This window comes from Streptomyces sp. NPDC049585 (genome assembly GCF_040675615.1).
GTDB lineage: Bacteria > Actinomycetota > Actinomycetes > Streptomycetales > Streptomycetaceae > Streptomyces > Streptomyces luteosporeus.
The window spans coordinates 21,447-45,341 of sequence record NZ_JBFAPE010000033.1 but is presented as its reverse complement, the minus strand read 5'-3'; the positions used below and the strand labels follow the sequence as shown (position 1 = coordinate 45,341).

Annotated in this window: 14 protein-coding genes; 9 read left to right on the top strand and 5 right to left on the bottom strand. The window is 73.5% G+C overall.

From position 1 onward, the window contains the following. Positions 1–199: 199 nt before the first annotated feature. Together AB0K17_RS25845 and AB0K17_RS25840 are read left to right on the top strand one after the other, a co-directional pair. Entirely contained in the window at positions 200–5,185 is a 4,986-nt protein-coding gene (locus AB0K17_RS25845; protein WP_365984394.1) for an NAD-glutamate dehydrogenase, read from the top strand. Positions 5,186–5,282: 97 nt separating this feature from the next. After that, positions 5,283–6,443, top strand: a complete 1,161-nt coding sequence (locus AB0K17_RS25840; protein WP_365984393.1) for a hypothetical protein — start codon at positions 5,283–5,285, stop codon at positions 6,441–6,443. On the opposite strand, the gene AB0K17_RS25835 is transcribed toward AB0K17_RS25840, so the two are convergent. Further along, complete coding sequence (locus AB0K17_RS25835; RefSeq protein ID WP_365969017.1) at positions 6,371–6,913, bottom strand: GtrA family protein; 543 nt, start codon at positions 6,911–6,913, stop codon at positions 6,371–6,373. The genes AB0K17_RS25840 and AB0K17_RS25835 overlap by 73 nt on opposite strands. A gap of 123 nt (positions 6,914–7,036) precedes the next feature. On the opposite strand from AB0K17_RS25835, the gene AB0K17_RS25830 reads away from it, so the two are divergent. From AB0K17_RS25830 to AB0K17_RS25805, 6 genes are all read left to right on the top strand, one after another. Next, entirely contained in the window at positions 7,037–8,116 is a 1,080-nt protein-coding gene (locus AB0K17_RS25830) for an NDP-sugar synthase (protein ID WP_365969018.1), read from the top strand. 69 nt (positions 8,117–8,185) lie between these two features. Then, on the top strand, positions 8,186–9,001 hold the full coding sequence (locus tag AB0K17_RS25825; RefSeq protein WP_365984392.1) for a polyprenol monophosphomannose synthase: 816 nt from the start codon (positions 8,186–8,188) through the stop codon (positions 8,999–9,001). A gap of 11 nt (positions 9,002–9,012) precedes the next feature. Beyond that, positions 9,013–10,539: a hypothetical protein gene (locus tag AB0K17_RS25820; protein WP_365984391.1), complete on the top strand. Its 1,527-nt coding sequence runs from the start codon at positions 9,013–9,015 to the stop codon at positions 10,537–10,539. Then, positions 10,536–11,807: a glycosyltransferase family 87 protein gene (locus AB0K17_RS25815; RefSeq protein ID WP_365984390.1), complete on the top strand. Its 1,272-nt coding sequence runs from the start codon at positions 10,536–10,538 to the stop codon at positions 11,805–11,807. Before AB0K17_RS25820 ends, AB0K17_RS25815 begins: the two co-directional genes overlap by 4 nt. Positions 11,808–11,860: 53 nt before the next feature. Then, a complete protein-coding gene (locus AB0K17_RS25810) occupies positions 11,861–14,644 on the top strand; it encodes a CDP-glycerol glycerophosphotransferase family protein (RefSeq protein WP_365984389.1) in 2,784 nt (927 codons plus the stop codon). Beyond that, positions 14,641–15,828, top strand: a complete 1,188-nt coding sequence (locus AB0K17_RS25805) for a glycosyltransferase (protein WP_365984388.1) — start codon at positions 14,641–14,643, stop codon at positions 15,826–15,828. Before AB0K17_RS25810 ends, AB0K17_RS25805 begins: the two co-directional genes overlap by 4 nt. A gap of 127 nt (positions 15,829–15,955) precedes the next feature. On the opposite strand, the gene AB0K17_RS25800 is transcribed toward AB0K17_RS25805, so the two are convergent. After that, positions 15,956–17,731, bottom strand: a complete 1,776-nt coding sequence (locus tag AB0K17_RS25800) for a glycosyltransferase family 2 protein (protein ID WP_365984387.1) — start codon at positions 17,729–17,731, stop codon at positions 15,956–15,958. 86 nt (positions 17,732–17,817) lie between these two features. Between AB0K17_RS25800 and AB0K17_RS25795 the strand changes: the two genes are divergently transcribed. Beyond that, positions 17,818–19,368 (top strand): glycosyltransferase family 39 protein, encoded by a 1,551-nt coding sequence (locus AB0K17_RS25795; RefSeq protein ID WP_365984386.1) that lies wholly within the window; start codon positions 17,818–17,820, stop codon positions 19,366–19,368. A 16-nt stretch (positions 19,369–19,384) separates the two neighbouring features. Here the strand turns inward: AB0K17_RS25795 and AB0K17_RS25790 are convergent, their stop codons facing one another. The 3 genes from AB0K17_RS25790 to AB0K17_RS25780 form a co-directional block, all read right to left on the bottom strand. Beyond that, positions 19,385–20,269, bottom strand: coding sequence for a carbohydrate ABC transporter permease (locus AB0K17_RS25790; RefSeq protein ID WP_365969026.1), 885 nt, complete (start codon positions 20,267–20,269; stop codon positions 19,385–19,387). Further along, entirely contained in the window at positions 20,266–21,549 is a 1,284-nt protein-coding gene (locus AB0K17_RS25785; RefSeq protein WP_365984406.1) for a sugar ABC transporter permease, read from the bottom strand. Before AB0K17_RS25785 ends, AB0K17_RS25790 begins: the two co-directional genes overlap by 4 nt. 107 nt (positions 21,550–21,656) lie before the next feature. Further along, positions 21,657–23,126 (bottom strand): extracellular solute-binding protein, encoded by a 1,470-nt coding sequence (locus AB0K17_RS25780; protein ID WP_365984385.1) that lies wholly within the window; start codon positions 23,124–23,126, stop codon positions 21,657–21,659. Between the last annotated feature and the right edge of the window lie 769 nt (positions 23,127–23,895).

Sequence of the window (23,895 nt, the reverse complement as noted above, 5' to 3'; positions counted from 1 at the left end):
CGCCACCGCGCCCGGGTCGCCGCCGATCGTCGGAACCGGTCGTTCCAGGTGTGCCCCGGCACGCCCGCCGAGTTTTCGCGGAACGCTCCGGTCACCCCTCATCCCGGCATACCGTCGGATACGACAGGACATCCCGAGTCGCGACGTGATGCCTTCACCACCTATGTCACGCAACGGCGCGCGACAGGAGCCAGAGGACATGCAGACCAAGCTGGACGAAGCAAAAGCCGAGCTGCTCGAGCGGGCAGTATGCGTCGCCGAAGGGGGCCCGGCGCAGGGCGCGCAGGCGGCCGGTCCCCAGGGTGACGGCGGCGGCCTCGACCGGGGCGCCCTGACCGCCTACCTCCAGCGTTACTACCTGCACACCGCTCCCGAAGACCTCACCGGCCGCGACCCGGTCGACGTCTACGGCGCGGCGCTGTCGCACTACCGGCTGGCCGAGGAACGCCCCCAGGGCACGGCCAACGTCCGCGTCCACACCCCGACCGTGGAGGAGAACGGCTGGACCTCCAGCCACTCCGTCGTCGAGGTCGTCACCGACGACATGCCCTTCCTGGTCGACTCCGTCACCAACGAGCTCTCCCGCCAGAACCGCGGCATCCATGTGGTGATCCACCCGCAGGTCGTCGTCCGCCGTGATGTCACCGGCCGGCTGCTGGAGGTCCTCGGCTCCGCCTGCGACGCGCACGGCACCGGACGGGACGCCGAGCTGGCGCACGACGCGCTCGTCGAGTCCTGGATCCATGTCGAGATCGACCGCGAGACCGACCGCGACGACCTCAAGCAGATCGCCGACGACCTGCGCCGGGTGCTCTCCGACGTGCGCGAGGCCGTCGAGGACTGGTCGAAGATGCGCGACGCGGCCCTGCGCATCGCCGACGGACTGGCCGACGAGCCGACCGCCGACGTCCCGGCCACCGAGCTCGACGAGGCCCGCGAGCTGCTGCGCTGGCTCTCCGCGGACCACTTCACCTTCCTCGGCTACCGCGAGTACGACCTCACCAGCGTGCGCACGGACGACGAGGAGGAGGACGTCCTGACCGCCGTGCCCGGCACGGGTCTGGGCATCCTGCGCTCCGACCCCCCGCACACGGTCAGCGGTCACCACGACGGCCACCACGCGCCGCTGTCGCGTGCGTCCTCCGCCTCCTTCAGCCGGCTGCCCGCCGACGCCCGCGCCAAGGCCCGCGAGCACAAGCTGCTGGTCCTGACCAAGGCCAACAGCCGCGCCACGGTGCACCGCCCCTCCTACCTCGACTACGTCGGGGTCAAGAAGTTCGACGCCGACGGCAACGTGACCGGCGAGCGCCGCTTCCTGGGCCTGTTCTCCTCCGCCGCGTACACCGAGTCCGTGCGCCGTGTGCCGGTCATCCGCCGCAAGGTCGCCCAGGTCCTGGACGACGCCGGCTTCAGCCCCGACAGCCACGACGGACGCGACCTGCTGCAGATCCTGGAGACCTACCCGCGCGACGAGCTCTTCCAGATCCCGGCCGACGAGCTGCGGGCCATCGCCACCAGCGTGCTCTACCTGCAGGAGCGCCGCCGCCTGCGGCTGTACCTGCGCCGTGACGAGTACGGCCGCTACTTCTCCGCGCTGGTCTACCTGCCGCGCGACCGCTACACCACCGGGGTGCGGCTGCGCCTGATCGACATCCTCAAGGAGGAGCTCGGCGGCGACAGCGTCGACTTCACCGCCTGGAACACCGAGTCGGTCCTCTCCCGTCTGCACTTCGTCGTCCGTGTCGAGCCCGGCTCGGTCCTGCCCGACCTCAGCGACGCCGACGTCGAGCGCATCGAGGCCCGTCTGGTGGAGGCCGCCCGCTCCTGGGCCGACGGCTTCGCCGAGACGCTCACCGCCGAGGTGGGCGAGGAGCGCGCCGCCGAGCTGCTGCGCCGCTACGGCCAGGCGTTCTCCGAGGGCTACAAGGCCGACCACAGCCCCCGCAGCGCCGTCTCCGACCTCGGCCACCTGGAGCGGCTCGCGGCGAGCGAGCACAACTTCCAGCTGAGCCTGTACGAGCCGGTCGGCGCCGCCCCCGGCGAGCGCCGCTTCAAGATCTACCGCCAGGGCGAGCCGGTCTCGCTGTCGGCCGTCCTGCCGGTGCTGCAGCGGCTCGGCGTCGAGGTCGTCGACGAGCGTCCGTACGAGCTGCGCTGCGCGGACCGCACGACCGCCTGGATCTACGACTTCGGTCTGCGCGTGCCCGAGCGCGTCGAGGGCGACGACGCCCGCACCCGCTTCCAGGAGGCCTTCGCGGCCGTGTGGACGGGCGAGGCCGAGAACGACAACTTCAACATGCTGGTGCTCAAGGCCGGCCTCGGCTGGCGCCAGGCCATGGTGCTGCGGGCCTACGCCAAGTACTTGCGGCAGGCCGGCTCCACCTTCAGCCAGGCCTACATGGAGGACACCCTCAGCAACAACGTCCACACCACCCGCCTGCTGGTCAACCTGTTCGAGGCCCGGATGTCGCCCGCGCTGCAGCGCGCCGGCAACGAGCTGATCGACGGCCTGCTGGAGGAGCTGGACGGCGCCCTGGACCAGGTCGCGAGCCTGGACGAGGACCGCATCCTGCGGTCCTTCCTGACGGTCATCAAGGCCACCCTGCGCACCAACCACTTCCAGCGCGACGAGCAGGGCAGGCCCCGCCCGTACCTGTCGATCAAGCTGGACCCGCAGGCCATCCCCGACCTGCCCGCGCCCCGCCCGGCCTTCGAGATCTGGGTCTACTCCCCGCGCGTGGAGGGCGTGCACCTGCGCTTCGGCAAGGTCGCCCGCGGTGGTCTGCGCTGGTCCGACCGGCGCGAGGACTTCCGCACCGAGATCCTCGGCCTGGTCAAGGCGCAGATGGTCAAGAACACCGTCATCGTGCCGGTGGGCGCCAAGGGCGGCTTCGTCGGCAAGCGCCTGCCGGACCCGGCGGTGGACCGCGACGCGTGGCTGGCCGAGGGCATCGCCTCCTACAAGACCTTCATCTCCGGTCTGCTCGACATCACCGACAACATGGTCGCCGGCGAGGTCGTGCCGCCCAAGGACGTCGTGCGCCACGACGAGGACGACACCTACCTCGTCGTCGCGGCCGACAAGGGCACCGCCACCTTCTCCGACATCGCCAACGAGGTCGCCCAGTCCTACGGCTTCTGGCTGGGCGACGCCTTCGCCTCCGGCGGCTCGGCCGGCTACGACCACAAGGGCATGGGCATCACCGCCCGCGGCGCCTGGGAGTCGGTCAAGCGCCACTTCCGCGAGCTGGGCCACAACACCCAGACGCAGGACTTCACCGTCGTCGGCGTCGGCGACATGTCCGGCGACGTCTTCGGCAACGGCATGCTGCTCTCGGAGCACATCCGCCTGGTGGCCGCCTTCGACCACCGCCACATCTTCCTCGACCCCAACCCGGACGCGGCCGTCTCCTACGCCGAGCGCCGCCGGCTGTTCGAGCTGCCGCGCTCCTCCTGGGCCGACTACGACACCGCGCTGCTCTCCGCGGGCGGTGGCATCCACCCGCGTTCGGCCAAGTCGATCCCGGTCAACGCGCATGTGCGCGAGGCCCTCGGCATCGCGCCGGGCATCACCAAGATGACCCCCGCGGAGCTGATGAAGGCCATCCTCAGCTCCCCCGTGGACCTGCTGTGGAACGGCGGCATCGGCACGTACGTCAAGGCGTCCACCGAGTCGCACGCCGACGTCGGCGACAAGGCCAACGACGCCATCCGCGTCGACGGCAAGGACCTGCGGGTCAAGGTCGTCGGCGAGGGCGGCAACCTGGGCCTGACCCAGCTCGGCCGGATCGAGTTCGCGGGCAACGGCGGCCGGGTCAACACCGACGCCATCGACAACAGCGCCGGTGTGGACACCTCCGACCACGAGGTGAACATCAAGATCCTGCTCAACGGCCTGGTCACCGAGGGCGACATGACCGTCAAGCAGCGCAACAAGCTGCTGGCGGAGATGACCGACGAGGTCGGCGAGCTGGTGCTGCGCAACAACTACGCGCAGAACGTGGCCCTGGCCAACGCCGTGGCCCAGGCGCCCAGCCTGCTCCACGCCCACCAGCGGATCATGCGCCGCCTGACCCGCGAGGGTCACCTCGACCGCGCGCTGGAGTTCCTGCCGAGCGACCGGCAGATCCGCGAGCGGCTGTCGGCGGGCCGCGGGCTCACCCAGCCGGAGCTGGCCGTCCTCCTCGCCTACATCAAGATCACGGCGGCGGAGGAGCTGCTCGCCACCGAGCTGCCCGACGACGCGTACCTGCAGCGCCTGCTGTACGCGTACTTCCCGACGGCGCTGCGCGAGAACTTCGGCGAGCAGATCGACAGCCACGCCCTGAGCCGCGAGATCGTCACCACCGTCCTGGTCAACGACACCGTCAACTCCGGCGGCTCGACCTTCCTGCACCGCCTGCGGGAGGAGACCGGCGCCTCGCTGGAGGAGATCGTCCGGGCGCAGACCGCTGCCCGCGAGATCTTCGGCCTGAACGCCGTCTGGGACGCCGTCGAGTCGCTGGACAACATGGTCGCCGCCGACGTCCAGACCCGCATCCGGCTGCACTCGCGCCGGCTGGTCGAGCGCGGCACCCGCTGGCTGCTCAACAACCGCCCGCAGCCGCTGCAGCTGGCCGAGACCATCGACTTCTTCCGCGACGGCGTGGACGCGGTCTGGGCCGAGCTGCCCAAGCTGCTGCGCGGTGCGGACATCGAGTGGTGGCAGTCGATCCACGACGAGCTCGTGGCCGCCGAGGTGCCGGACGAGCTGGCCGTGAAGGTCGCCGGGTTCTCCTCGGCCTTCCCGGCGCTGGACATCGTCGCCACCGCCGAGCGCATCGGCAAGGAGCCCCTCGACGTCGCCGAGGTCTACTACGACCTGGCCGACCGTCTGCACATCAGCCAGCTGATGGACCGGATCATCGAGCTGCCGCGCACCGACCGCTGGCAGTCCATGGCCCGCGCCTCCATCCGCGAGGACCTCTACGCGGCCCACGCGGCGCTCACCGCCGAGGTCCTCTCCGTGGGCAACGGTGCCTCCACCCCGGAGCAGCGCTTCCGCGAGTGGGAGGAGAACAACGCGGCGATCCTCGGCCGGGCGCGCACCACGCTCGACGAGATCCGCGGCTCGGACGCCTTCGACCTCGCCAACCTGTCGGTGGCGATGCGCACGATGCGTACGCTGCTGCGCTCGCGCGGCTGATCCGCGCCGTCGTGTCCGCATGAAAGGGGCGGCCCCGGGGAAAACCCCCGGGGCCGCCCCTTTCGCATGGCACGGTTCGCACGGCAAAGAGAGACGGATGACAGTCGTTTCGCGGCTCGCGCCGCCCCGGCCGGCCCACCGGGAGGCGGTCCTCGCGGCGGCCCTCCTGCTGTCCGTCGCCGTCCTCGGCTTCACCGTCCTGCTGGTGATCAACCACCGCCTCGGGCACGACGTGCGCTGGCTGCTGTACCGCTGGGACAGCGGCAACTACCTGCACGTCGCCGAGCGCGGCTACCCGCGCTCCCTGCCGTACCGCCCGGACGGCACCCCCGACTACAACCGGCTCGCCTTCTTCCCCCTCGTCCCCGCCCTCATCCGCGCCCTGCACCTGGTCACCGGCCTGCCCTACATGTACGCCGGGGTGCTGCTGTCGTGGTGCGCCGCCGCCGTCGCGGCCGTCGGCGTCCACCGGCTCGTGCGCGCGGTGGGCGGCAGCGCCGGCGCCGGGTACGCGTGCGTGGCGCTGTGGGCCTGCTGCCCGTACGCCTTCGCGCTGTGGGTGCCGTACTCCGAAGCCCTCTTCAGCGCGCTGCTGGTGTGGTCGCTGGTGTTTCTGGTGCGCGGCAGCTGGGTGGCCGCAGGGGCCCTGTGCGCCCTGGCAGGAACGGTGCGCCCCACCGCGAGCGTCCTGGTCGCGGGCGTGATGCTGGCCGCCGGATGGGCCGCCGTGCGCCGCCGGGACGGCCGGGGGCCCTGGGCCGCCCTCGTGCTCGCCCCGCTGGGCCTGCTGGTCAGCTGGCTGTTCCTGGGCAGCCGGGTGGGCCGGTGGGACGGCTGGTTCGAGGCGGAGCGGGCCTGGGGCCAGTCCTTCGACTTCGGGGTGGGCACGGCCGCGCTGCTGCGCCAAATCCTGCTCTACCGGGACCTCCATCCGGCGGACGACGTACGCCGTGCGGCGGTGGTGGCCGTGGTGCTGCTGACGGCCCTCGGGGTGCTGGCCCTCGCGCTGGACCGGCGGGTGCCCCGGCCGCTGGTCGTGGTGGTCGCCGGGGCCTGGGTGCTGATGGTGGGCACGCCCGGCTCCCCCTTCTCCAAGCCGCGTTTCATGCTGCCGTTCCTGCCGGTTCTGCTGCTGTTGGCGGCCCGGCCGCTCGCCCGTGTTCCGCTGGGGGTGCGGGTGTGTCTCTACGGTGGAGGTGCGGTGGTCTCGGGTTGGTACGCGGCCGGGTTGCTCGTGCTGTTCGACGGCTCGCCGTGACGCGAGGGCGCGAGGTGGCCGGGCAGCGCCCGGAAGACCCAGGCGCGGTAGGACCAGAAGCGGAAGAGGGTGGCCGCGGCGATGCCGAGGAACTTGAAGAGGTTCCCCAGCAGCGGTCCGCGCCAGCCGAAGCCGTAGGTCGCGACGTACAGGACACCGTTTTCGATCACCAGTCCGACGACGCTGAAGGCCGCGAAGAGGGCGACCTCCCTGCTGCGGTGCCGCCGGTCCCGGTCGCGGTAGGCGAAGTACCGCAGGCCCAGGTAGTTGAAGGTGATCGCGACCATGGTCGCGATCACGCTGCAGCGCACCACGGGCAGGCCGGTGGCGCCCCGGCAGACGTTGAAGACGCCCAGGTTGACGAAGATCCCCAACCCGCCCACCGTGCCGAACTTCGCGAACTCCCTGCCCAGCGCCAGCAGGCCGGCTCCGCCGGCCCTGCGCTTCCCCCTCGATTGCGTCGGTCGCAAGGGCCTCTCCAGATACCGTCGCCACGCGTAGCGGACATCTCACGTAGACAACCGATTGTAGTGTAAATTGCCGCAAAAACTGACGCAGTGCGACGGTGCGACCACGATGGGCGAGGATCTGGCATGACAGAGGCGGTACTGCTCGTCGGAGGAAAGGGCACGCGGCTGCGGCCGCTGACCATCAACACGCCGAAACCCATGGTCCCGGCCGCCGGGGTGCCCTTCCTCGCCCACCAGCTGGCCCGCGCCCGCGCCGCCGGCGTTGAGCACGTCGTGCTGGCCACCTCCTACCTCGCCGAGGTCTTCGAGCCCTACTTCGGCGACGGATCCGCGCACGGCCTGCGGCTGACGTACGTCCACGAGGAGGAACCGCTGGGCACCGGAGGCGCCATCCGGCACGCCGCCCGGGCGCTCACCGCCGGGCCCGGCGACCCCGTCCTCGTCTTCAACGGCGACATCCTCACCGGCCTCGACATCAGGGCCCTGCTGGAGCGCCACGAACAAGCCCAGGCCCACGTCACCCTGCACCTGACCCGCGTCGCCGACCCGCGGGCGTTCGGGCTCGTGCCGACCGACGCCGACGGCCGCGTCCTCGCCTTCACCGAGAAGCCGAGCCGCCCCGAGGAGATCGTCACCGACCAGATCAACGCCGGCGGCTACGTCTTCCGGCGGGAGGTCATCGACGGCATCCCCGCCGACCGCCCCGTCTCCGTCGAGCGGGAGACGTTTCCGCAGCTCCTGGCCGAGCGGGCGATCCTGCACGGCGTGGTCGACTCCTCGTACTGGCTCGACCTGGGCCGCCCCGCCTCCTTCGTGCAGGCCTCGGCCGACCTGGTGCGCGGCATCGTCCACTCGCCGGCCGTGCCGGGCGAGCCCGGCGAGTTCCTCGTCCTGCCCGGCGCGCACGTCGACGCCGGGGCCCGCCTGTCCGGCGGTACGGTCGTCGGGGCCGGGGCGCACGTCGCCGCGGGCGCCGAGGTCGCCGGCTCCGTCGTCCTGGACGGCGCGCGCATCGAGGCCGACGCGCGGGTGCGCGCCTCGATGGTGGGCACCGGCGCCCGGGTCGGCCCCAGAACCGTGCTCGACGGGGCCGTCATCGGCGACCACTCGCTGATCGGCGCCGACAACGAGCTGCGCGACGGCGCACGCATCTGGTGCGGCACCGCCATCCCCGACGCGGCCATCCGCTTCTCCGCCGTCTGAGCCGGCCCCTTGCACCCGGCGTCATCGATGACCCTTCCCTCTGAGCCCCTTCCCTCCGAGGAACTTGCCATGAGCGCTCCCCGCACCTCCGCCGCCGCCCCGCTCCCCGCCGAGTGGGGCCGCACGCCGCTGACCGTGGTCATGCCCACGTACAACGAGGCGCAGAACCTGCCCACCATGGCCGAGGCCCTCATGGCCCTGCCCCTGGAGGGTCTGCGGCTGCTCGTGGTCGACGACAACAGTCCCGACGGCACCGGCACCATCGCCGACCAGCTGGCCGACAAGTACAACGAGCCCGGGCGCACCCGCATGGGCGTGCTGCACCGCACCGCCAAGGACGGCCTCGGCCGCGCCTACGCGGCCGGCATGACCCGGGCGGTCGAGGAGGGCGCCGCCTACGTCCTGCAGATGGACGCCGACGGCAGCCACCCCACCGACAAGATCGCCGAAATGCTCGGCGTCGCCCTGGCCACCGGCGCGGACGTCGTCGTCGGCAGCCGCTACGTGCCCGGCGGCACCCTCTCCGACGCCTGGAAGCCCCACCGCAAGCTGCTCTCCCGCTGGGCCAACGCCTACGCCAGCGGCATCCTGGGCACCCGCGTGCGCGACATCACCAGCGGCTTCAACCTCTGGAGCGCGCCCGCGTTGCGCGCCGTCCGGCTCGACACCGTCGACAGTGCCGGCTACAGCTTCCAGGTCGAGACCAAATACCGCGCGCTGCGGGCCGGCTTCACCGTCATGGAGGTGCCGATCCACTTCGAGGACCGCACCGCCGGGGTCTCGAAGATGGACCTCGCCGTCCAGCTGGAGTCGGTGGCGATGCCCTGGCGGCTGCGCTCCAGAGCGCTCGGGCACGGTGCGCCCGGCGGCAGGCGCGCCCGCTGAGGGCGGCCGTGGTGCGCGTGCCCGGACACGGCCCGGGGGCCCGCCTGCCGCACCGGACGGCCGTGGCCGCGGTCGTCCTGCTCGCCGTGCTGCTGCTGCTCATGGTGGTGCGGCTGCCGTGGTCCGGCGACCTCGGGATGCACGCGGCCGTCCTCGAACGGCTGCGCACCGACCTGCTCCACCCGGGCAACCCCCTCGTCGACGCCGACACCGCCAGCCCCTACTACTCGCCGTGGACCGTCGCCCTGGCCCTGGTCGCCGGCGCGACGGGATGGGGGACGTTCGGCGTGCTGCGGCTGGCGGGCCTGGCCGGGCTGGTCGCGCTGGGCACGGGGATCGCCGCCTTCGTCCGTACGTTCACCCGCGCCCGTACGGCCGTGCCGCTGGCGCTGCTGTGCTTTTTGCTGCTGTACGGCACCGTGCCGTTCGCCTGGAGCGGGATGCCGGGGCTGACCTCGCTGAGCCTGACGCTCGCCTACCCCAGCACCATGGCCCTGGGGCTCACGCTGCACCTGTGGGCGCTGCTGCGCCGCGCGGTGCGGGACGGCTGGGGGCTGATGCCGTTCCTGGGCCTGGGAGCGCTGCTGGGGCTGGTGCTGCTGGTGCATCAGTTCACCGGGGCGGTCGCGGTGCTGGGCACGGTGGCGCTGCTGCTGGGGGCCCGGCCGTGGCCGGACCGCACGGTGTGGCGGCGTCTCACGGCGGGCGGGGGAGTGGCGCTGGTCCTGCCGCTGTGCTGGCCGTACTACTCGTTCCTCGCGCTGCTCGACGGCGGCCTGCTGGACGCCGTCCACCGGCATCTGTACGCGCACCTGCCGGCGAGGTTCGGACTGCTGGCGGTGGGAGCGGTGGCCCTGGGGATGCGCTGGCGCCGCGATCGCCGCGATCCCCTGGTGCTGATGTTCGTCCTGGCGAGCGCGGTGTTCGCGGTGGGCGGGCTCAGCGGGCACTACGCGTGGGGGCGGGTGCTGCCGGCCGTCCTGATCCCCCCGCAGATCGCCCTGGCCGCCGAGGCGGCAGGGGCCCTGGAGAAGTCCCGGGCGACGGCAGGGGCGCGGCTGCGGCGGGTCGTGCCCGCGGTGACGGCCATCGCGCTGGCGGCAGGGGCCTGGGGCCAGGCGGGCACCCTGACGTACGTCCTGCACCGGCAGGCGATCCCCCCGGGCCTGCGGCACGCGCGGGTCATCGCGCTGTGGCCGGGCTTCGACCGGGTGGCCCGCCGGGTGCCCCGGGGCGCCACGGTGCTGACCGCCGACTACTACGCGCTGCGGTCCCTGCCGGCCTACGGCCGGTACACCGTCGCCCCCGCCTACCCCGACCTCTTCCTCCCCGACGAGGAGCGGCGCCGGCAGGCCGTCCGGCGCTACTTCACCCCCACGACCTCCCGGGCCGAGCGGCTCGGCATCCTCAAGGAGTACGGCGTGCGCTGGGTCCTGCAGAAGAACGACGGGACGGGGCCGCCCCCCGGCGACCCCGCCCTGCGGCCGGTGGCACAGGGCCCCGGCGGCCTGACCCTGATGGAGGTCGTGGCCCGGTGAGCGCGAGTACGGTGCAGCACCAACCCCCGCACGATCCGACGTCCGGGTGGCAGGACGTCGTCGTGCAGCGGCTGCGCGAGCGGGCCTCGTGGCCCGCGCTGACGGCGGCGGTGCTGCTGTACACGCTCAGTTCGGTACGGGCGTACGCCAAGGAGCGCACCGGCATCGACAACGCCGTCGTGGTGCGGGCCGCGCACACGCTGCTGGAGGGCGGCTCCCCGTACGCGGACAAGCGGTTCCTCTACCTGCCGGGTGCGGTCTTCGCCGCACTGCCGCAGACACTGCTCTCGCGCCGCGTGCTCTTCTACGCCGTCCCGCCGGTGACCGGCGCCCTGGTGGCGCTGGGGGTGGTGCTGGCCCTGCGGATCTTCGACGTGCGCGCGGACAGCCGGCTGGCGGTGGTGGCGCTCGTGGGGACGGCACTGTTCGTGCCCTTCCAGAGCCTGGTCTTCCTGGGCAACTGGACGGCGGCCTCGGTGGTGGCCCTCCCGGCCGCCCTGCTGCTCGCGCGGCGCGGCCGCTGGTCGGGGGCGGGCATGGTGGTCGGGGCCGCGGTGGCGCTGAAACCCATGCTGGTGCCGGTGCTGCTGCTGTTCGTCCTCGCCCGGCGGTGGCGGGCGCTGGGCTGGGCCGTCGGCCTGCCGGCCGCGCTCTCCCTGGCGGCGTCCTGGGCCATGCCCCGGCCCGGGCTGTTCTTCACCCGCACGCTGCCCTTCCTGCTCCACGGGCAGGACTCCTACGCCCGCCCCTACGACTCGGCCTGGCCGAGCGTGCTGCCCCGGCTCGGCCTGCCGCACACCCTGGCCTTTTTGCTGGCCGCTGCGGCCGGGGCGGCGGTGCTGTCCTTCGCCCGGCTGCGCTGGCGCGCCGGGGGCGAGGAGGGGCTGCGGCTGGTGGAGTGCGCCTCGCTGCTGATGCTGGCGGCTTTCGTGGTCTCACGGCCCGCCTTCCTCAACTACGCGCTGGTCGTGGTGCCGTCGCTGGCCGCCTCGGTGGTGGAACGGGGCGCGGCGGCCCGTTCGGTGTGGTTCTGGATGCCGCTGGTGCCGCAGGTGGGCGGAGTGCCGTGGCCCGGCCTCGACACCGCGCAACGGCACGCCTTCCGGGACGCGGTGATGTACGGCGGGCTCGCGGTGGTGCTCGCGCTGGCGGCGAGGCGGCGGGCGGGGCGGTCGGCGGAGGAGGAAGCGGGAAGAGGACTTGTCACTCTGCGTAATGGTGACTACTCTCTGTGTAGGGAAGTCCAGCCCGGAGCGACCTCGGAGTGAGGTGAGCCATGTCCGCCGTCCCTGCCGTCGGGGATTCCCGTGCCGCGCCCGCCGTGCCTGACGTCAGCGTCGTCCTCATCGCCTACAACGACGCCGGGCGCCTGCCGCGCGCCGCCCGCTCGGTCCTGGCGCAGTCGCTGCACAATCTTGAGCTGATCGTGGTCGACGACTGCTCCACGGATGCGACAGCGCACGTGGCCCGGCAGCTGGCCGCCGCCGACCCGCGGGTCAGGGTGCTGCGGCTGCCGGCGAACAGCGGCGGATGCGGGGCCCCGCGCAACGCGGGCATCGACGCGGCCCGCGCCCCCTATGTGATGTTCCTCGACAGCGACGACGAACTCCCCTACCACGCCTGCAAATCCCTGCTGCTGACCGCCGAACGGACCGGATGCGACTTCGTCACGGGGGAGGTCACCCGGCTGTTCGAGGAGAGCGGCACCACCGCTTTCTGGTACCCCGAACTCTTCGCCGAGGAACGCCTGGTGGCCGGCCTGGCCTCCGCTCCCGAGTACTTCCTGGACCACCTGTCCACCAACAAGCTCTACCGCGCCGGCTTCCTCACCGCCCACGGCCTGCGCTTCCCCGAGGACCTCCACTACGAGGACCAGCTCTTCTCCGCCCGGGCCTTCGTGCTCGCCCGCTCCTTCGCCGTCGTCCCCTGGCCCGTCTACACCTGGCGGCTGGCCGCCGACCCGGCCACCGGGCCGTCCATCTCGTCGAGTCGGCACAAAATCGGCAACGTCGCCGACCGCATCGCCGTCGCCCGGCTCATCGACGACTTCCTCGCGGAATCCGGCAACGGCGGCCTCAAAGTCGCCAAGGACACCAAGTTCCTCCGGCACGACCTGCGGCTGTACCTCGGCGACCTGCCCTTCCGCGACCCGGAGTGGACGAAGCAGTTCGCCGCCACGGTCACGCCCTACCTCGCCGGCATCGCCCCCGAGGCCGTCGCCGCCATGCCGCGCGAACAGCAGATCTGCCAGTACCTGCTGCAGACCGGACGGCTCGCCGAAGCCACCGAGTGCGCCCGCACCCTCGACCGCCCGCGCATCGCCCCGCGGCACGTCGTACGGGACGCCGCCGGGCGCACCACCTGGGGCCGGACCCCTCCCGCCGACGAACGGGCCGCCCGGGCCCTGGACATCAGCTCCTGGCGCCTGGACGAGCAACCCTTCGCCACCGGACCCCTGCGGCACGAGATCACCGGCCTGCGGGTCACCGGGACGCGGCTGCGGATCACCCTGCGCACCTACGACCCCGCCCGGCTGCTCGGCGGCGCCGTCCCCGTCACGGCCGGACTGCGCGTGGCCGCCGCCGGGGGCGCGCTCACCGTGCCCTTCTCCTACGCGTCGGCCCGGCCCGGCGCCCGGGAGCACACCGCAGACATCGACATCGACCTGCGCCGCGTCCCGCTCGGCCCCAAGGGGTTCCACGGGAGCCGGCACCCCGTCGTCGTCCTCGAACGCCTCGGGCTCGGCCGTGCCGACCCCCTGCTGGCCCCCCACGCCCTGCCGCCGCGGTCGGTGCGCAGCGCCGGGCACCGGGTGCGCATCCGGTGCGAGGGGCGCGGCGCCGGACGGCTGGAGCTGCAGTGGGAGCGCACCGGCCTCCTCGGCGGCGCCGAGGCCGCGGCGGCGCGCCTCGGGCCCCTCGCCGCCGGGGCGCACCGGCTGCACCGCAGACTGACCGGGCCGCAGGCCAAGGCCCTGGTCCACCGGGAGCTGCAGAGACTGCCCGTCGACGGCGACCTGGTCGTCTTCGAGGCCCTGGAGGGCCGGGGCTACGCCGACAGCCCCCGCTACATCCACGAGGAAGTGCGCCGCCGCGGGCTGCCACTGCGCTGCGTGTGGTCCCACGCCGGGAGCACCGCCTCCTTCCCGGCGGACGCCGAGCTGGTCCGGCGCGGCAGCTGGGAGTACGTCCGCCTGCTCGCCCGGGCCCGCTACTGGGTGGACTCGCACGGCTACCCCGCCTCCCTCGCCAAGCGGCCGCAGACCCGCTACCTGCAGACCTGGCACGGGCAGGCCTTCAAACACATGGGCTTCGACATCCCCGAACTGCGCCTGGCGAGCCCCGAGCAACGGCGGCGGCACCGCGAGGCCGTCGCCCGGTGGGACGCCCTCGTCTGCCCCAGCGAGGACTTCGAACGCACCTTCGTGCGGGCCAACGCCTACCCCGGCGAGCTGCTGCACACCGGACTGCCCCGCAACGACGTGCTCGTCCGCAAGGACGAACCCGAGCAGCGCGACCGCGCCCTGGCCGCCCGCGAACGGCTGCAGATCCCCGAGGACCGCAAGGTGCTGCTGTACGCCCCCACCTTCCGTGACGGGGCCCGCGGCACCGGCGCATCCGTGCGCGTCGACCTCGCCCGGCTGCTGACGGGCCGTGACGGGGCCGGCGAGGAGTGGACGGTGGTGGTCCGCCCCCACTACTACGAGCACTTCACCGTGCCCCGGGAGCTGGGGCACGCCCTGCGCGACGGCCGGGAGTTCACCGACCTGAACGATCTGCTGCTCGCCTCGGACGCCCTGCTCACGGACTACTCGTCGGTGATGTTCGACTATGCCAACCTCGGGCGCCCCATCCTGCTGTACGCCGACGACTACGAGGACTACCGCAGCGCCACCCGCGGGGCCTACTACGACCTGGCCGAGATCGCCCCGGGGCCCGTGCTCACCGACACCGGCGACCTGGCCGCCGCGCTGCGCGATCTGCCGGCGGTGGCCGACCAGTGGGCCGGGGCCTACGCGAAGTTCCGGGCAAGGTTCAACCCCCACGAGACCGGCCGGTCGAGCAAGGCCGTGGTCGACCTGTTCTTCGAAGAGGCACAGCGATGAAAGAGCCGCGGACGCAGAAGACACGGGGAGCGGCCCGGCACCTGTTCCTGGTGGGCATCGACGTGGACTCCCTCGGCGGCTCCCAACGCGTGCTGCACACCCTCGCCCAGGGCTTCGCCGGGCGCGGGCACACCGTCGACCTCGTCGGCATCCGGCCCAGCCCCGAACCGCACCCCTTCGTCGCCGACCCCGCCTACCGGTGCACCACGCTCTACCGGGCCCCCGCCCCACCGGCCCGGCGGGCCGCCTCCCTCGCCGAACGGCTCGGCCCGGCGCGCCTGCGCGCGGCCCGTGCCGAGCGGGCCGAACGCGCCCGTGCCCGCGCTCTGCTGGCCCGGCGCCTGGCCGCGGTGCCACACGGGGTGCGCGCCCACGTGATCGCCGGCTCGCCGTGGGCGGTGGTGTGGCTGCAGGCGGTGCCGCGCGACCCGCGCATCACGGTCGTCGGGCAGTACCACGAGTCGTTCCTGCAGGCGCGGGCCACGGCCAACCTGCAGCTGATCCTGCAGCACTACCCGGCACTGGAGAAGGCCCTCTTCCTCAGCGAGGCCGACGCCGCCGAGTTCCGGCGCCGGCGGCTGCCCAACGCCGCGGTGATGCCCAACCCGCTGCCGTTCGAGCCCCCGCCCGGGCCGCCCGCGCCGGACACCCGCCGCGTCGGCGCGGTCGGCCGACTGGAGGAGGTCAAACGGCTGGACCGGCTGCTCGACGCCTTCGCCGCGGCGAGCGCCGTACGACCCGGCTGGGAGCTGCATCTGTTCGGCGACGGCCCGCTGGAGCCGGAGCTGCGCGCCCTGGCCGCGCGCCTGGGCATCGCCGACCGGGTCCGCTTCCGCGGCAGCGTGCGCGACATGGCCGCCGCCTACCGGGAGCTGTCCGTGCTCGCCCTGACCAGCGAACGGGAGGGCCGGCCGATGGCCCTGGCCGAGGCGTCCGCGGCCGGAGTGCCGTGCGTGAGCTTCGACCTGTCGGGCGGGGTGCGGGAGCTGGTCGCCGACGGACGGACGGGCACCCTCGTGCCGCACGGCGACACCGAGGCGTTCGCCGCTGCGCTGGGGGAGCTGATGGCGGACGGCGCGCTGCGGGAGCGATACGGCAGGGCGGCCCGCGCCCACGTGGCGCCCCTGGCCCTGCCGGCGGTGCTGGACCGCTGGGAGGCACTGTTCGAAGAAATCGACCGGTGAGAAATCGATTGATGAGAAATCGACCGTGACACGACCTGCCGCGACACGACCCTGCCGGCAGGTGAACCACCAAGGGGGGACGCAGGACATGGGAACGCAGGGCAGGAAAGCGCAGGACAGAAAAACGCTAGGCGTCGTCGCGTCGGGACCACGGCGCGCGCAGTACCGCCGACAGCAGTCTGGCCAGGGGGAGCCTGACCGGCACGAGCCGCACGGCCGGGCGCGGCCCCGCAGCGGCAGGCCGCCGCGCGGGCAGCCGGCGCACGAGCATCCTGCGCACCCGGCGCAGGACGACCCCGGCCCCGCAGCGCACCCCGGGCGCCAGCCGCAGGGCGAGCGAGCCGGCGCCGGTCGCGCAGGGCTGGGCCAGCAGCACGCCGCAGCGCAGCCCGAAGCGGACGCACGGGCGCGTGCGGACGTCGACGGCCCGGGCGGCGGTGCGCAGCACCCCGCCGTGGGTGCAGTGGATGCGCACCCGGACGTCCCACGCCTGCGGCGCCCGCGCCCGCCGGTCCGGGCCGTCACGGTGGCCGTGGACGGCCAGCTGCCCGAGGTCCAGGTCGAGGGCGGCCCGCCAGCAGGCGCCGTCCCGCGCGAGCGGGACGGAGTGCTCGACGACGGCCGCGCCGTCCCGCAGCCGCAGTTCGACGTCCGCGGTGTGCGGGTTTGCGGCGGCCAGCCGGCCGTAGATCTCGTGGACGCGCAGCCGCAGCCCGGCGCGCAGTCCGGGGCCGGGCAGCAGCGTGGCGTCCACCGTGACCGGCAGCCGGCGGGCCGGCTTGGCGCCCGGGCCGGTGAGCCCGTCCAGGGCGGCCTGCGGCAGGTCGGCCGCCCACACCGGCTCGCCCCCCGCCTCGGCGTAGGGCGGCAGCAGCCGGGCGGGCCGGGCCGCGAGCTGGGCCAGGCGGTCGAGGTCGCGCGGTGCGGGGGAGGCGAGGACCACGCGGGCGATCCAGCGGGCGGGCGCGCGGGCGGCCCGCAGGTCGGCCTCCTCGCAGCCGGCCAGCCAGTCGCGGGTCACCCGCCACCAGGCGCGGCGGTAGGCCGGGCCGTGCCCGGGCAGCTCCCGGACGTACATGCGCAGGTCGTGGTCGAGGAACTTCACCCGGGCGGCGTGCGCGAGAGATGTCCTGCCCGCCTCCGTGAGCACCGCCACGCCCTGCCCGTGCGCCCGCAGGCGCGCCTGCCAGTTCTCCACGTGCCGGCGGTCCAGGGAGAGGGAGGCGCGGGCGGCGTTGCGCCGCACGTGCCAGACGTAGACCGTGTCGGGCACCAGGGCCAGCCGGGGGCCCGCGGCCAGCAGCCGGGCGCCGAAGACGAAGTCCTCGTAGGGGAAGCGGCCGTCGGGGAAGACGATGCCGTGCCGGGTGAGGAAGGCGCGTGCGTAGAGCTTGTTGACGCACAAGGTGTCCCGCACCAGGGCCGGGTGGTCCTCGGGGGAGTCGTGGACGACGGCCCGCCGGTACAGCTGCGGCTGCCAGGGGGTGTCGCGGCCGAGGGGGAGCTCGCGGCGCACGCACAGCCCCGCCGCGACCGGCACCTCGTGTTCGAGGGCTGCGGCCAGCAGGGCCGGCACGGCCCCATGGGGGAGCACGTCGTCGCTGTCGAGGAACATCACGTACGGCGCGGTGGCCGCCCGGACGCCGTCGTTGCGCGGGGTGCCGCAGCCGCCGCTGTTGACCGGGCGGTGAACGACCCTCAGGCGCGGTTCACCGGTGGCCAGGCGGTCCAGGAGCGGGCCGGTCCGGTCGGTGGAGGCGTCGTCCACCGCGATGACCTCGGCGACCGCCGGGCCCTGGCCGAGGGCGGAGCGCACGGCATCGGCGATGTGCGCGGCGTCGTCGTAGCCGATGACGACCACGCTGACCTGCGCCCCGGGGATTCCGCTCCCGTTCACTGCCATAGCACTCAGTTGTATCCAATAAGTATGCCTAATCGGGGCATTCTGGGATCCGCGTGTGGCCTGGTCGTACGGGGAGGGGTACGGAAATGGAACATGTGGCGGAGCTGACCGCCCCGCGGGGCGCGTCATGCGCCACGCCGGGGCCGGCGCCCCGGGGCCGGCCCTTCGCGGTGCCGGTCGCGGTGGTCGTCCCCGCCGCCGTGATGCTCTTCCTGGGGCTGTGGGGGCTGGACCGGGGCACCATGTGGCGCGACGAGGCGGCCACCTTCCAGGTCGCGCGCCGCAGCCTGCCGGAGATCTGGCGGACGCTGGGCCACGTGGACGCCGTCCACGGCCTGTACTACCTCCTGATGCACCCTCTGCTGGCCCTGCGGGCCGACGAGACCGTGCTGCGCCTGCCCTCCGTCGTGGCCGCGGCGGTCACCGCCGGGCTCGTCGGGGCGATCGGCAGCCGGCTGGCCGGCCCCCGGGCGGGCCTGTGGGCCGGTCTGCTCTATGCGGCGACGCCGTTCGTCAGCCACTACGCCCAGGAGGGTCGCTCGTACGCCCTGGTCGCCGCCGGAGCCGCGCTGGCGACCTGGCTGCTGCTGGAGGCGGTGGAGCGCCGGGAGCCGGGCCGGTACGGGCCCTGGGTGGCCTATGCGGCGGTGGTGGCGGGCACCGCACTGCTGCACGAGTTCGCCATCCTGCTGCTCGCCGCGCACGGCGCCACCCTGCTGCTCTCGCGCGTGCCGTGGCGGGTGTGGCGCGGCTGGGGCTGCGCGGCGGCCGCCGCGTCCGTGGTCCTCGTCCCCCTGGCGGTCGTCTCGCAGGGGCAGAGCGAACAGGTCTCCTGGCTGCGCGCTCCCGGCCCCGAGCAGGCCGGGGCCCTGCTCGACGCCTTCGCCGGCCCGCAGACGGCGGTCGTCACCGTCACCGTGCTGCTGGCCGGCCTGGCCTGCGTCCTGCCGCTGCCGCACACCGGCCGGCTCGGTGCGACCCAGGTCGCCCTGCCGCTGGCCGTGGTGCCGCCGGTGCTGCTGTACGCCGCGTCCCGCTGGCAGCCGCTGTTCCTCGACCGCTATCTGCTCTTCTGCCTGGCCGGCGTCCCGCTGCTCGCGGCGGCGGGCGCCGAGCGGATACTCGGCCTGCTGCCGTGGCGGCGCCTCGCCGCGGTGGCCGGGGTCGCGGCGGTGGCGGTGGCCTTCGTCGTCCAGCTGCCGCAGCAGGAGCGCGAGCGCCTGCCCGCGAGCCGGGGCGACGAGCTGGCCCGGGTCGCCGCCGTGGTCGACAAGCAGGCCCGGCCGGGTGACGCGGTCCTCTTCCTCCCGCTGCACGAGCGGCGCATATCCCTGGCCTACCCCGGCGCCTTCACCGGGCTGCGCGACGTCGCGCTCGCCCGCTCGCCCGCCGCCTCCGGCACCCTCTACGGGCAGGAGACGGGCGCCCTGCGGTTGCGGGACCGCCTGCAGCAGCTTGCGCCCCGGCAGCGGCTGTGGGTGGTGTGGGACACGACCACGGTCGGCACCCCGTGGTTCCGGGCGCAGCGCGCCGAGACGGCGAAGCGGGCGGTGCTCGACGCGCTGTACCGGGAGGAGTCCACGGTCTTCGTGCGTGGCGGGGCGGTCTCCATCTACACCCGCATCCCCCGTACGTGACCGCTGATGTGACGACTCACTTGACCGCGCCCGCCATCACTCCGCTGACGAACTGCCGCTGGAAGGCGAAGAAGACGGCCAGTGGCACGACCATCGACAGGAAGGCCCCCGATGCCAGGACGTCGACGTTGTCCCCGAACTGCCGCACCTGCTGCTGCAGCGCCACCGTGATCGGCGGGTTGCCGCTGTCCGCGAAGATCAGCGCGACGAGCATGTCGTTCCACACCCACAGGAACTGGAAGATGCCCAGCGAGGCGATCGCGGGCCCGCCCAGCGGCAGCACGACCCGGGTGAACAGGCGCAGTTCGCCCGCTCCGTCCAGGCGTGCCGCCTCCAGCAGCTCGCGCGGTATCTCCGCGAAGAAGTTGCGCAGCAGGAACACCGCGAAGGGCAGCCCGAAGGCGGTGTGGAAGAGCACCACGCCCACGGTCGTCTCGAAGATCCCCAGGGTGTTGAACAGCTTGGCCACGGGGATCAGCGCGATCTGCACCGGCACCACCAGCAGGCCGACCACCAGCAGGAACCACCAGTCGCGCCCGGGGAAGTCCAGCCAGGCGAAGGCGTAGCCGGCCAGCGCGCCGATCACGATGACCAGCACCGTCGCCGGCACGGTGATCAGTGCGGTGGTCAGGAGGGAGTGCATCACGTGCTCGTTGCCGAACAGCGAGCGGTAGCTGGCCGTTGTCAGCTGTCCCGGGTGGGCGAGGACCTGCCACCACCCCGACGCCGCGATGTCGGACTTGTCGCGCAGGGAGGACAGCAGCAGCCCCACCGCCGGTGTCAGCCACACCAGGCCGACCACGACGAGGAAGACCCGCACGGCGCCCCCGCCGAGCCGCGCGGTGATCCGGGTTGCCAGGGAGCGCCTGCCCCGTACGGCCGTGCCGGCGGTGGTGGTCATCGCCGCTCCTTCCGTTCGCGGCGGATCCGGCGCAGGTTCATCACCATCACCGGGGTGACGAGCAGCAGCAGGAGGACGGCGATCGCGCTGCCCACGCCCTGGTTGACGTTGGTACCGAAGGACGACTGGTACAGCTGCAGGGCCAGGACGTTGGCGTTGTCCAGGCTGGAGCCGGGGGCGATGATGTAGACGAGGTCGAAGATCTTCAGCACGTTGATCATCAGCGTGACGACGACGACCGCCAGCACCGGCGCCAGCAGCGGCACGGTCACCCGGCGGAAGACCTGCCATTCGTTCGCACCGTCGACCCGTGCCGCCTCCAGCAGTTCGCGCGGCACCCCGGCCAGGCCCGCCGCGATGAGCACCATCGCGAAGCCCGCCCACATCCAGATGTAGGCGCCGATGATGGACGGCGTCACCAGCGCCGGGCCGAGCCAGTCGATGCCGTTGTAGGCAGTGGCGAAGTTCGCGGCGGGCAGCCGCAGCAGGGCGCCGTCGGCCGCCTGCGGCAGCGTGAAGGTGCCGTCCGATGCGGTGGTGGCCGAGGCGACCGTGCGGCCGTCCTTGACCGCCTCCACCGTCACTCCGGCGAGCCCCTTCTCGCCCCGGTCGATGGCGCCCGGCGCACCGCCGCCGCCCCGGGTGAAGTCCAGCCACACCGTGCCGGTGATCCTCCCGGCCGCCGGCCGGGCCGGGGCGGCGTCCTTCGCCCCGCCGACGTCCTCCGGCTTGACGGCGACCAGCGGCATCAGCACCGGCGAGCCGGTCCGTACCGCCGCCCACGTCGTGTACGCGCCGCCGCCGGCCTCCTTCAGCCCGGTGTTCGGCCGGGGGCGCGCCCCGGGGTAGGGGGCCGGCGCGGCGAAGGTGTCGTGGACGGCGACCCACACGGCGTTGGCCACGCCGCGGTCCGGGTCCTGTTCGTACACCAGCCGGAAGATGATGCCCGCGGCGAGCATGGAGATCGCCATCGGCATGAAGACGACCAGCTTGAACGCCGTGCCCCAGCGCACCCGTTCGGTGAGCACCGCGAAGACCAGGCCCAGCGCCGTGGCCACCGTCGGCGCGACGACGACCCACACGATGTTGTTGCGCAGAGCCGTGCGGATGCGGGCGTCGGTGAAGACCTCCTGGTAGTTGTCCGCGCCCGCGAAGTTGGTGCCGGAGGCGTCGAAGAGGCTGCGGTAGACGGAGTAGCCGATGGGATACAGGACGAGTGCGCCCAGCAGGGCCAGGGCGGGCAGCAGGAAGCAGGCCGCCACCCAGCCGCGGGTGCCCATGACGCCGCCGCGCCGGCCCGGCCCCGGGGCGGGGACGGGCGGTGCGGCCTGCGGGGGCGGTGGTGCGGACGGAGGCGCGGTCGCGGTGGTCATCCGTGCCGCTCCCGTCAGTTGCCGAAGGCCTTGGCCGCGTCGGACTCCAGCCGCTGCTGGGTGCCCGCCACGTCCGAGGGGTTGCGCAGGAAGTCCTGCAGCTGCTTCCACTCGCCCTGCCCCGGCTTGCCGCCGAAGGCGGCCGGTGCCTGGTCGGACATGTCGAAGCGGAAGTCGTCGCCCGCCGCGACCACAGCCTTGGCGATCGTGCGCAGCACGTCGTCCGGGTAGGCGGCGGGATCGAGGCCCTTGTTGGCGGAGACGAAGCCGCCGTCCTTCGCCCAGACGGCCGCCGCGTCCGGGGAGGCCAGGAAGGTCAGCAGGGCCTGAGCGGCCGGGCCGTCCTTGAGGATCGTGCCCACGTCACCGCCGGTGACCACCGGGGAGCGGCTGCCGACCGCCGGGAAGGGGAAGACCTTGGCGTCCGAGCCGATCCTCGCCTTCGCCCCGATGATGTTGGCCACTGCGAAGTCGCCCTCGAAGACCATGGCGGCCTTGGCCTTCTCGCCGCCGCTGAAGGTCTGCGTCACGGAGGTGGGGAACTGCGTCTGCAGGGCCCCGTCGTTGCCGCCCGCCAGCAGTTCCCTCTTGCCGAAGAGCTGGGCGAGCGTGGTCAGGGCGTCCTTGACCGACGGGTCCGTCCACTTGATCTTGTGCTGGGCCAGCTGGTCGTACTTCTCGCGGCCGGCCTGGGAGAGGTAGATGTTCTCGAACCAGTCCGTCAGCGTCCAGCCGTCCGCGCCGCCCACCGAGACGGGCGGGACCCCGTAGTCGGCAATGGCCTGGGCCGTGCGCAGGAAGTCCGCCCACGTCGCCGGCGCCTTGACCCCCGCCGCCTCGAAGACCTTGGTGTTGTACCAGACGAGGGACTTGTTGGTGGCCTTGAAGTACACCCCGTACTGCTTGCCGTCCGCCGCGCCGAGGTCCTGCCAGCCCTGGGCGAAGTTCTTCTTCAGCTGCGCGACGGCGTCGGGCCCCAGCGGCTTGAGCCACCCCTTCTTGGCGAACTCCCGCAGGGCCCCCGGCTGTTGCAGCAACGCCACGTCCGGCGGGTCGCCGCCGGCCACCTTCGAACCGATGAACGCCGACATGTCGTCGCCGCTGGGCACGTACGCCACCTGGGCCCCGGTGCGCCGCGAGAACTCGGTCAGCACCTTGGTGAAGCTCTTCTGCTCGGCACCCGTCCACACGGCCGTCACCTTCAGCTTCTGCCCGTCCAGCTTGGGCAGTTGCACGGTGTGGGGGACGACGTCGGAGCCGCCCGGCGCCGGGGCGGAGCTCCTGGCCGCCCCACCATCCTTGTCGTCACCGCTGTCGCTGCACCCGGCGGCCGCCAGGGCCAGCGCTCCCACCACGGCCACGGCCCGGGCGCGGCGGCCGGCCCGCGTTCTGCGCCCGCCCGGTGCCCCGCGCCCGGCGCCCGCGCCGTGGGCGGCGAGCACCGCGCGTATCGCGCGGAGCGGTGTGCGTGTTGCCGTGCGCATGGCCGTACCTCCCGTGCCCGGTTCCCCGCAGGCGGCCGCGCCGCCCGTCGTCCCGGCGAGCGGCCGCACTCCCGTGCGACAGTCCTACGCCCGGGGCCGGGCCGCCGCAATACCGTCTCCGGTGTCAACCGGGCCATCGTGACCGTGATGTGACGCGCGATCGGCACGCCGCGGGCACCGTCGGCACAGCCGCTTCACACCCGTGCCGCGCAGCACACGAGTCACCGCGGGGCGGTGCCGGGCCCGTGGGCGCCGCGCCCGATCGTGCAGCGCCCCGAAGGGGCGCGGGGCAGCGTTCGATCTGCGGCTGCCGCCGCGCGGGCGCGACAAGCCACGACGTGCCCGCAGACGGAGTGCCGTGCCTTAGGCCGTGTCCGGCGGATCTTTGCCCTGTGGCACCACGGCGCCCCGTCAGGGGCGCGGGGAACTGCGCGACAAGCCACGATGCGCCCGCAGACGGAGTGCCGTGCTGCGCCCGGAATCCCGGGGTGGTGCGTCGGTTGCAGGCCGCCGGTGGCTGATCGCGCAGTTCCCCGCGCCCCTTCGGGGCGCTGCACGAGCCGCCGGACACGACCTAGCGCCGCGTGGGCGCGACAAGCCACGACGCGCCCGCAGGCCGCCGGTGACCGATCGCACCCCCCCCGCGGATGGCAGCCGCGGACCGAACGCTGCCCCGCGCCCCTGACGGGGCGCTGCGGTGGCGTGTCCGCGTTCTCGCCCCGGGCCGCAACCCGGGCGGCGCCTGCCCGCATGCCGCACGGCGTGCCCG

Bases quoted from the DNA above. Each gene is read 5' to 3' on its own strand.
- AB0K17_RS25845 (WP_365984394.1), top strand. From the start codon at position 200: ATGCAGACCAAGCTGGACGAAGCAAAAGCCGAGCTGCTCGAGCGGGCA.
- AB0K17_RS25840 (WP_365984393.1), top strand. From the start codon at position 5,283: ATGACAGTCGTTTCGCGGCTCGCGCCGCCCCGGCCGGCCCACCGGGAG.
- AB0K17_RS25830 (WP_365969018.1), top strand. From the start codon at position 7,037: ATGACAGAGGCGGTACTGCTCGTCGGAGGAAAGGGCACGCGGCTGCGG.
- AB0K17_RS25825 (WP_365984392.1), top strand. From the start codon at position 8,186: ATGAGCGCTCCCCGCACCTCCGCCGCCGCCCCGCTCCCCGCCGAGTGG.
- AB0K17_RS25805 (WP_365984388.1), top strand. From the start codon at position 14,641: ATGAAAGAGCCGCGGACGCAGAAGACACGGGGAGCGGCCCGGCACCTG.
- AB0K17_RS25800 (WP_365984387.1), bottom strand. From the start codon at position 17,731: ATGGCAGTGAACGGGAGCGGAATCCCCGGGGCGCAGGTCAGCGTGGTC.
- AB0K17_RS25795 (WP_365984386.1), top strand. From the start codon at position 17,818: ATGGAACATGTGGCGGAGCTGACCGCCCCGCGGGGCGCGTCATGCGCC.
- AB0K17_RS25790 (WP_365969026.1), bottom strand. From the start codon at position 20,269: ATGACCACCACCGCCGGCACGGCCGTACGGGGCAGGCGCTCCCTGGCA.
- AB0K17_RS25785 (WP_365984406.1), bottom strand. From the start codon at position 21,549: ATGGGCACCCGCGGCTGGGTGGCGGCCTGCTTCCTGCTGCCCGCCCTG.
- AB0K17_RS25780 (WP_365984385.1), bottom strand. From the start codon at position 23,126: ATGCGCACGGCAACACGCACACCGCTCCGCGCGATACGCGCGGTGCTC.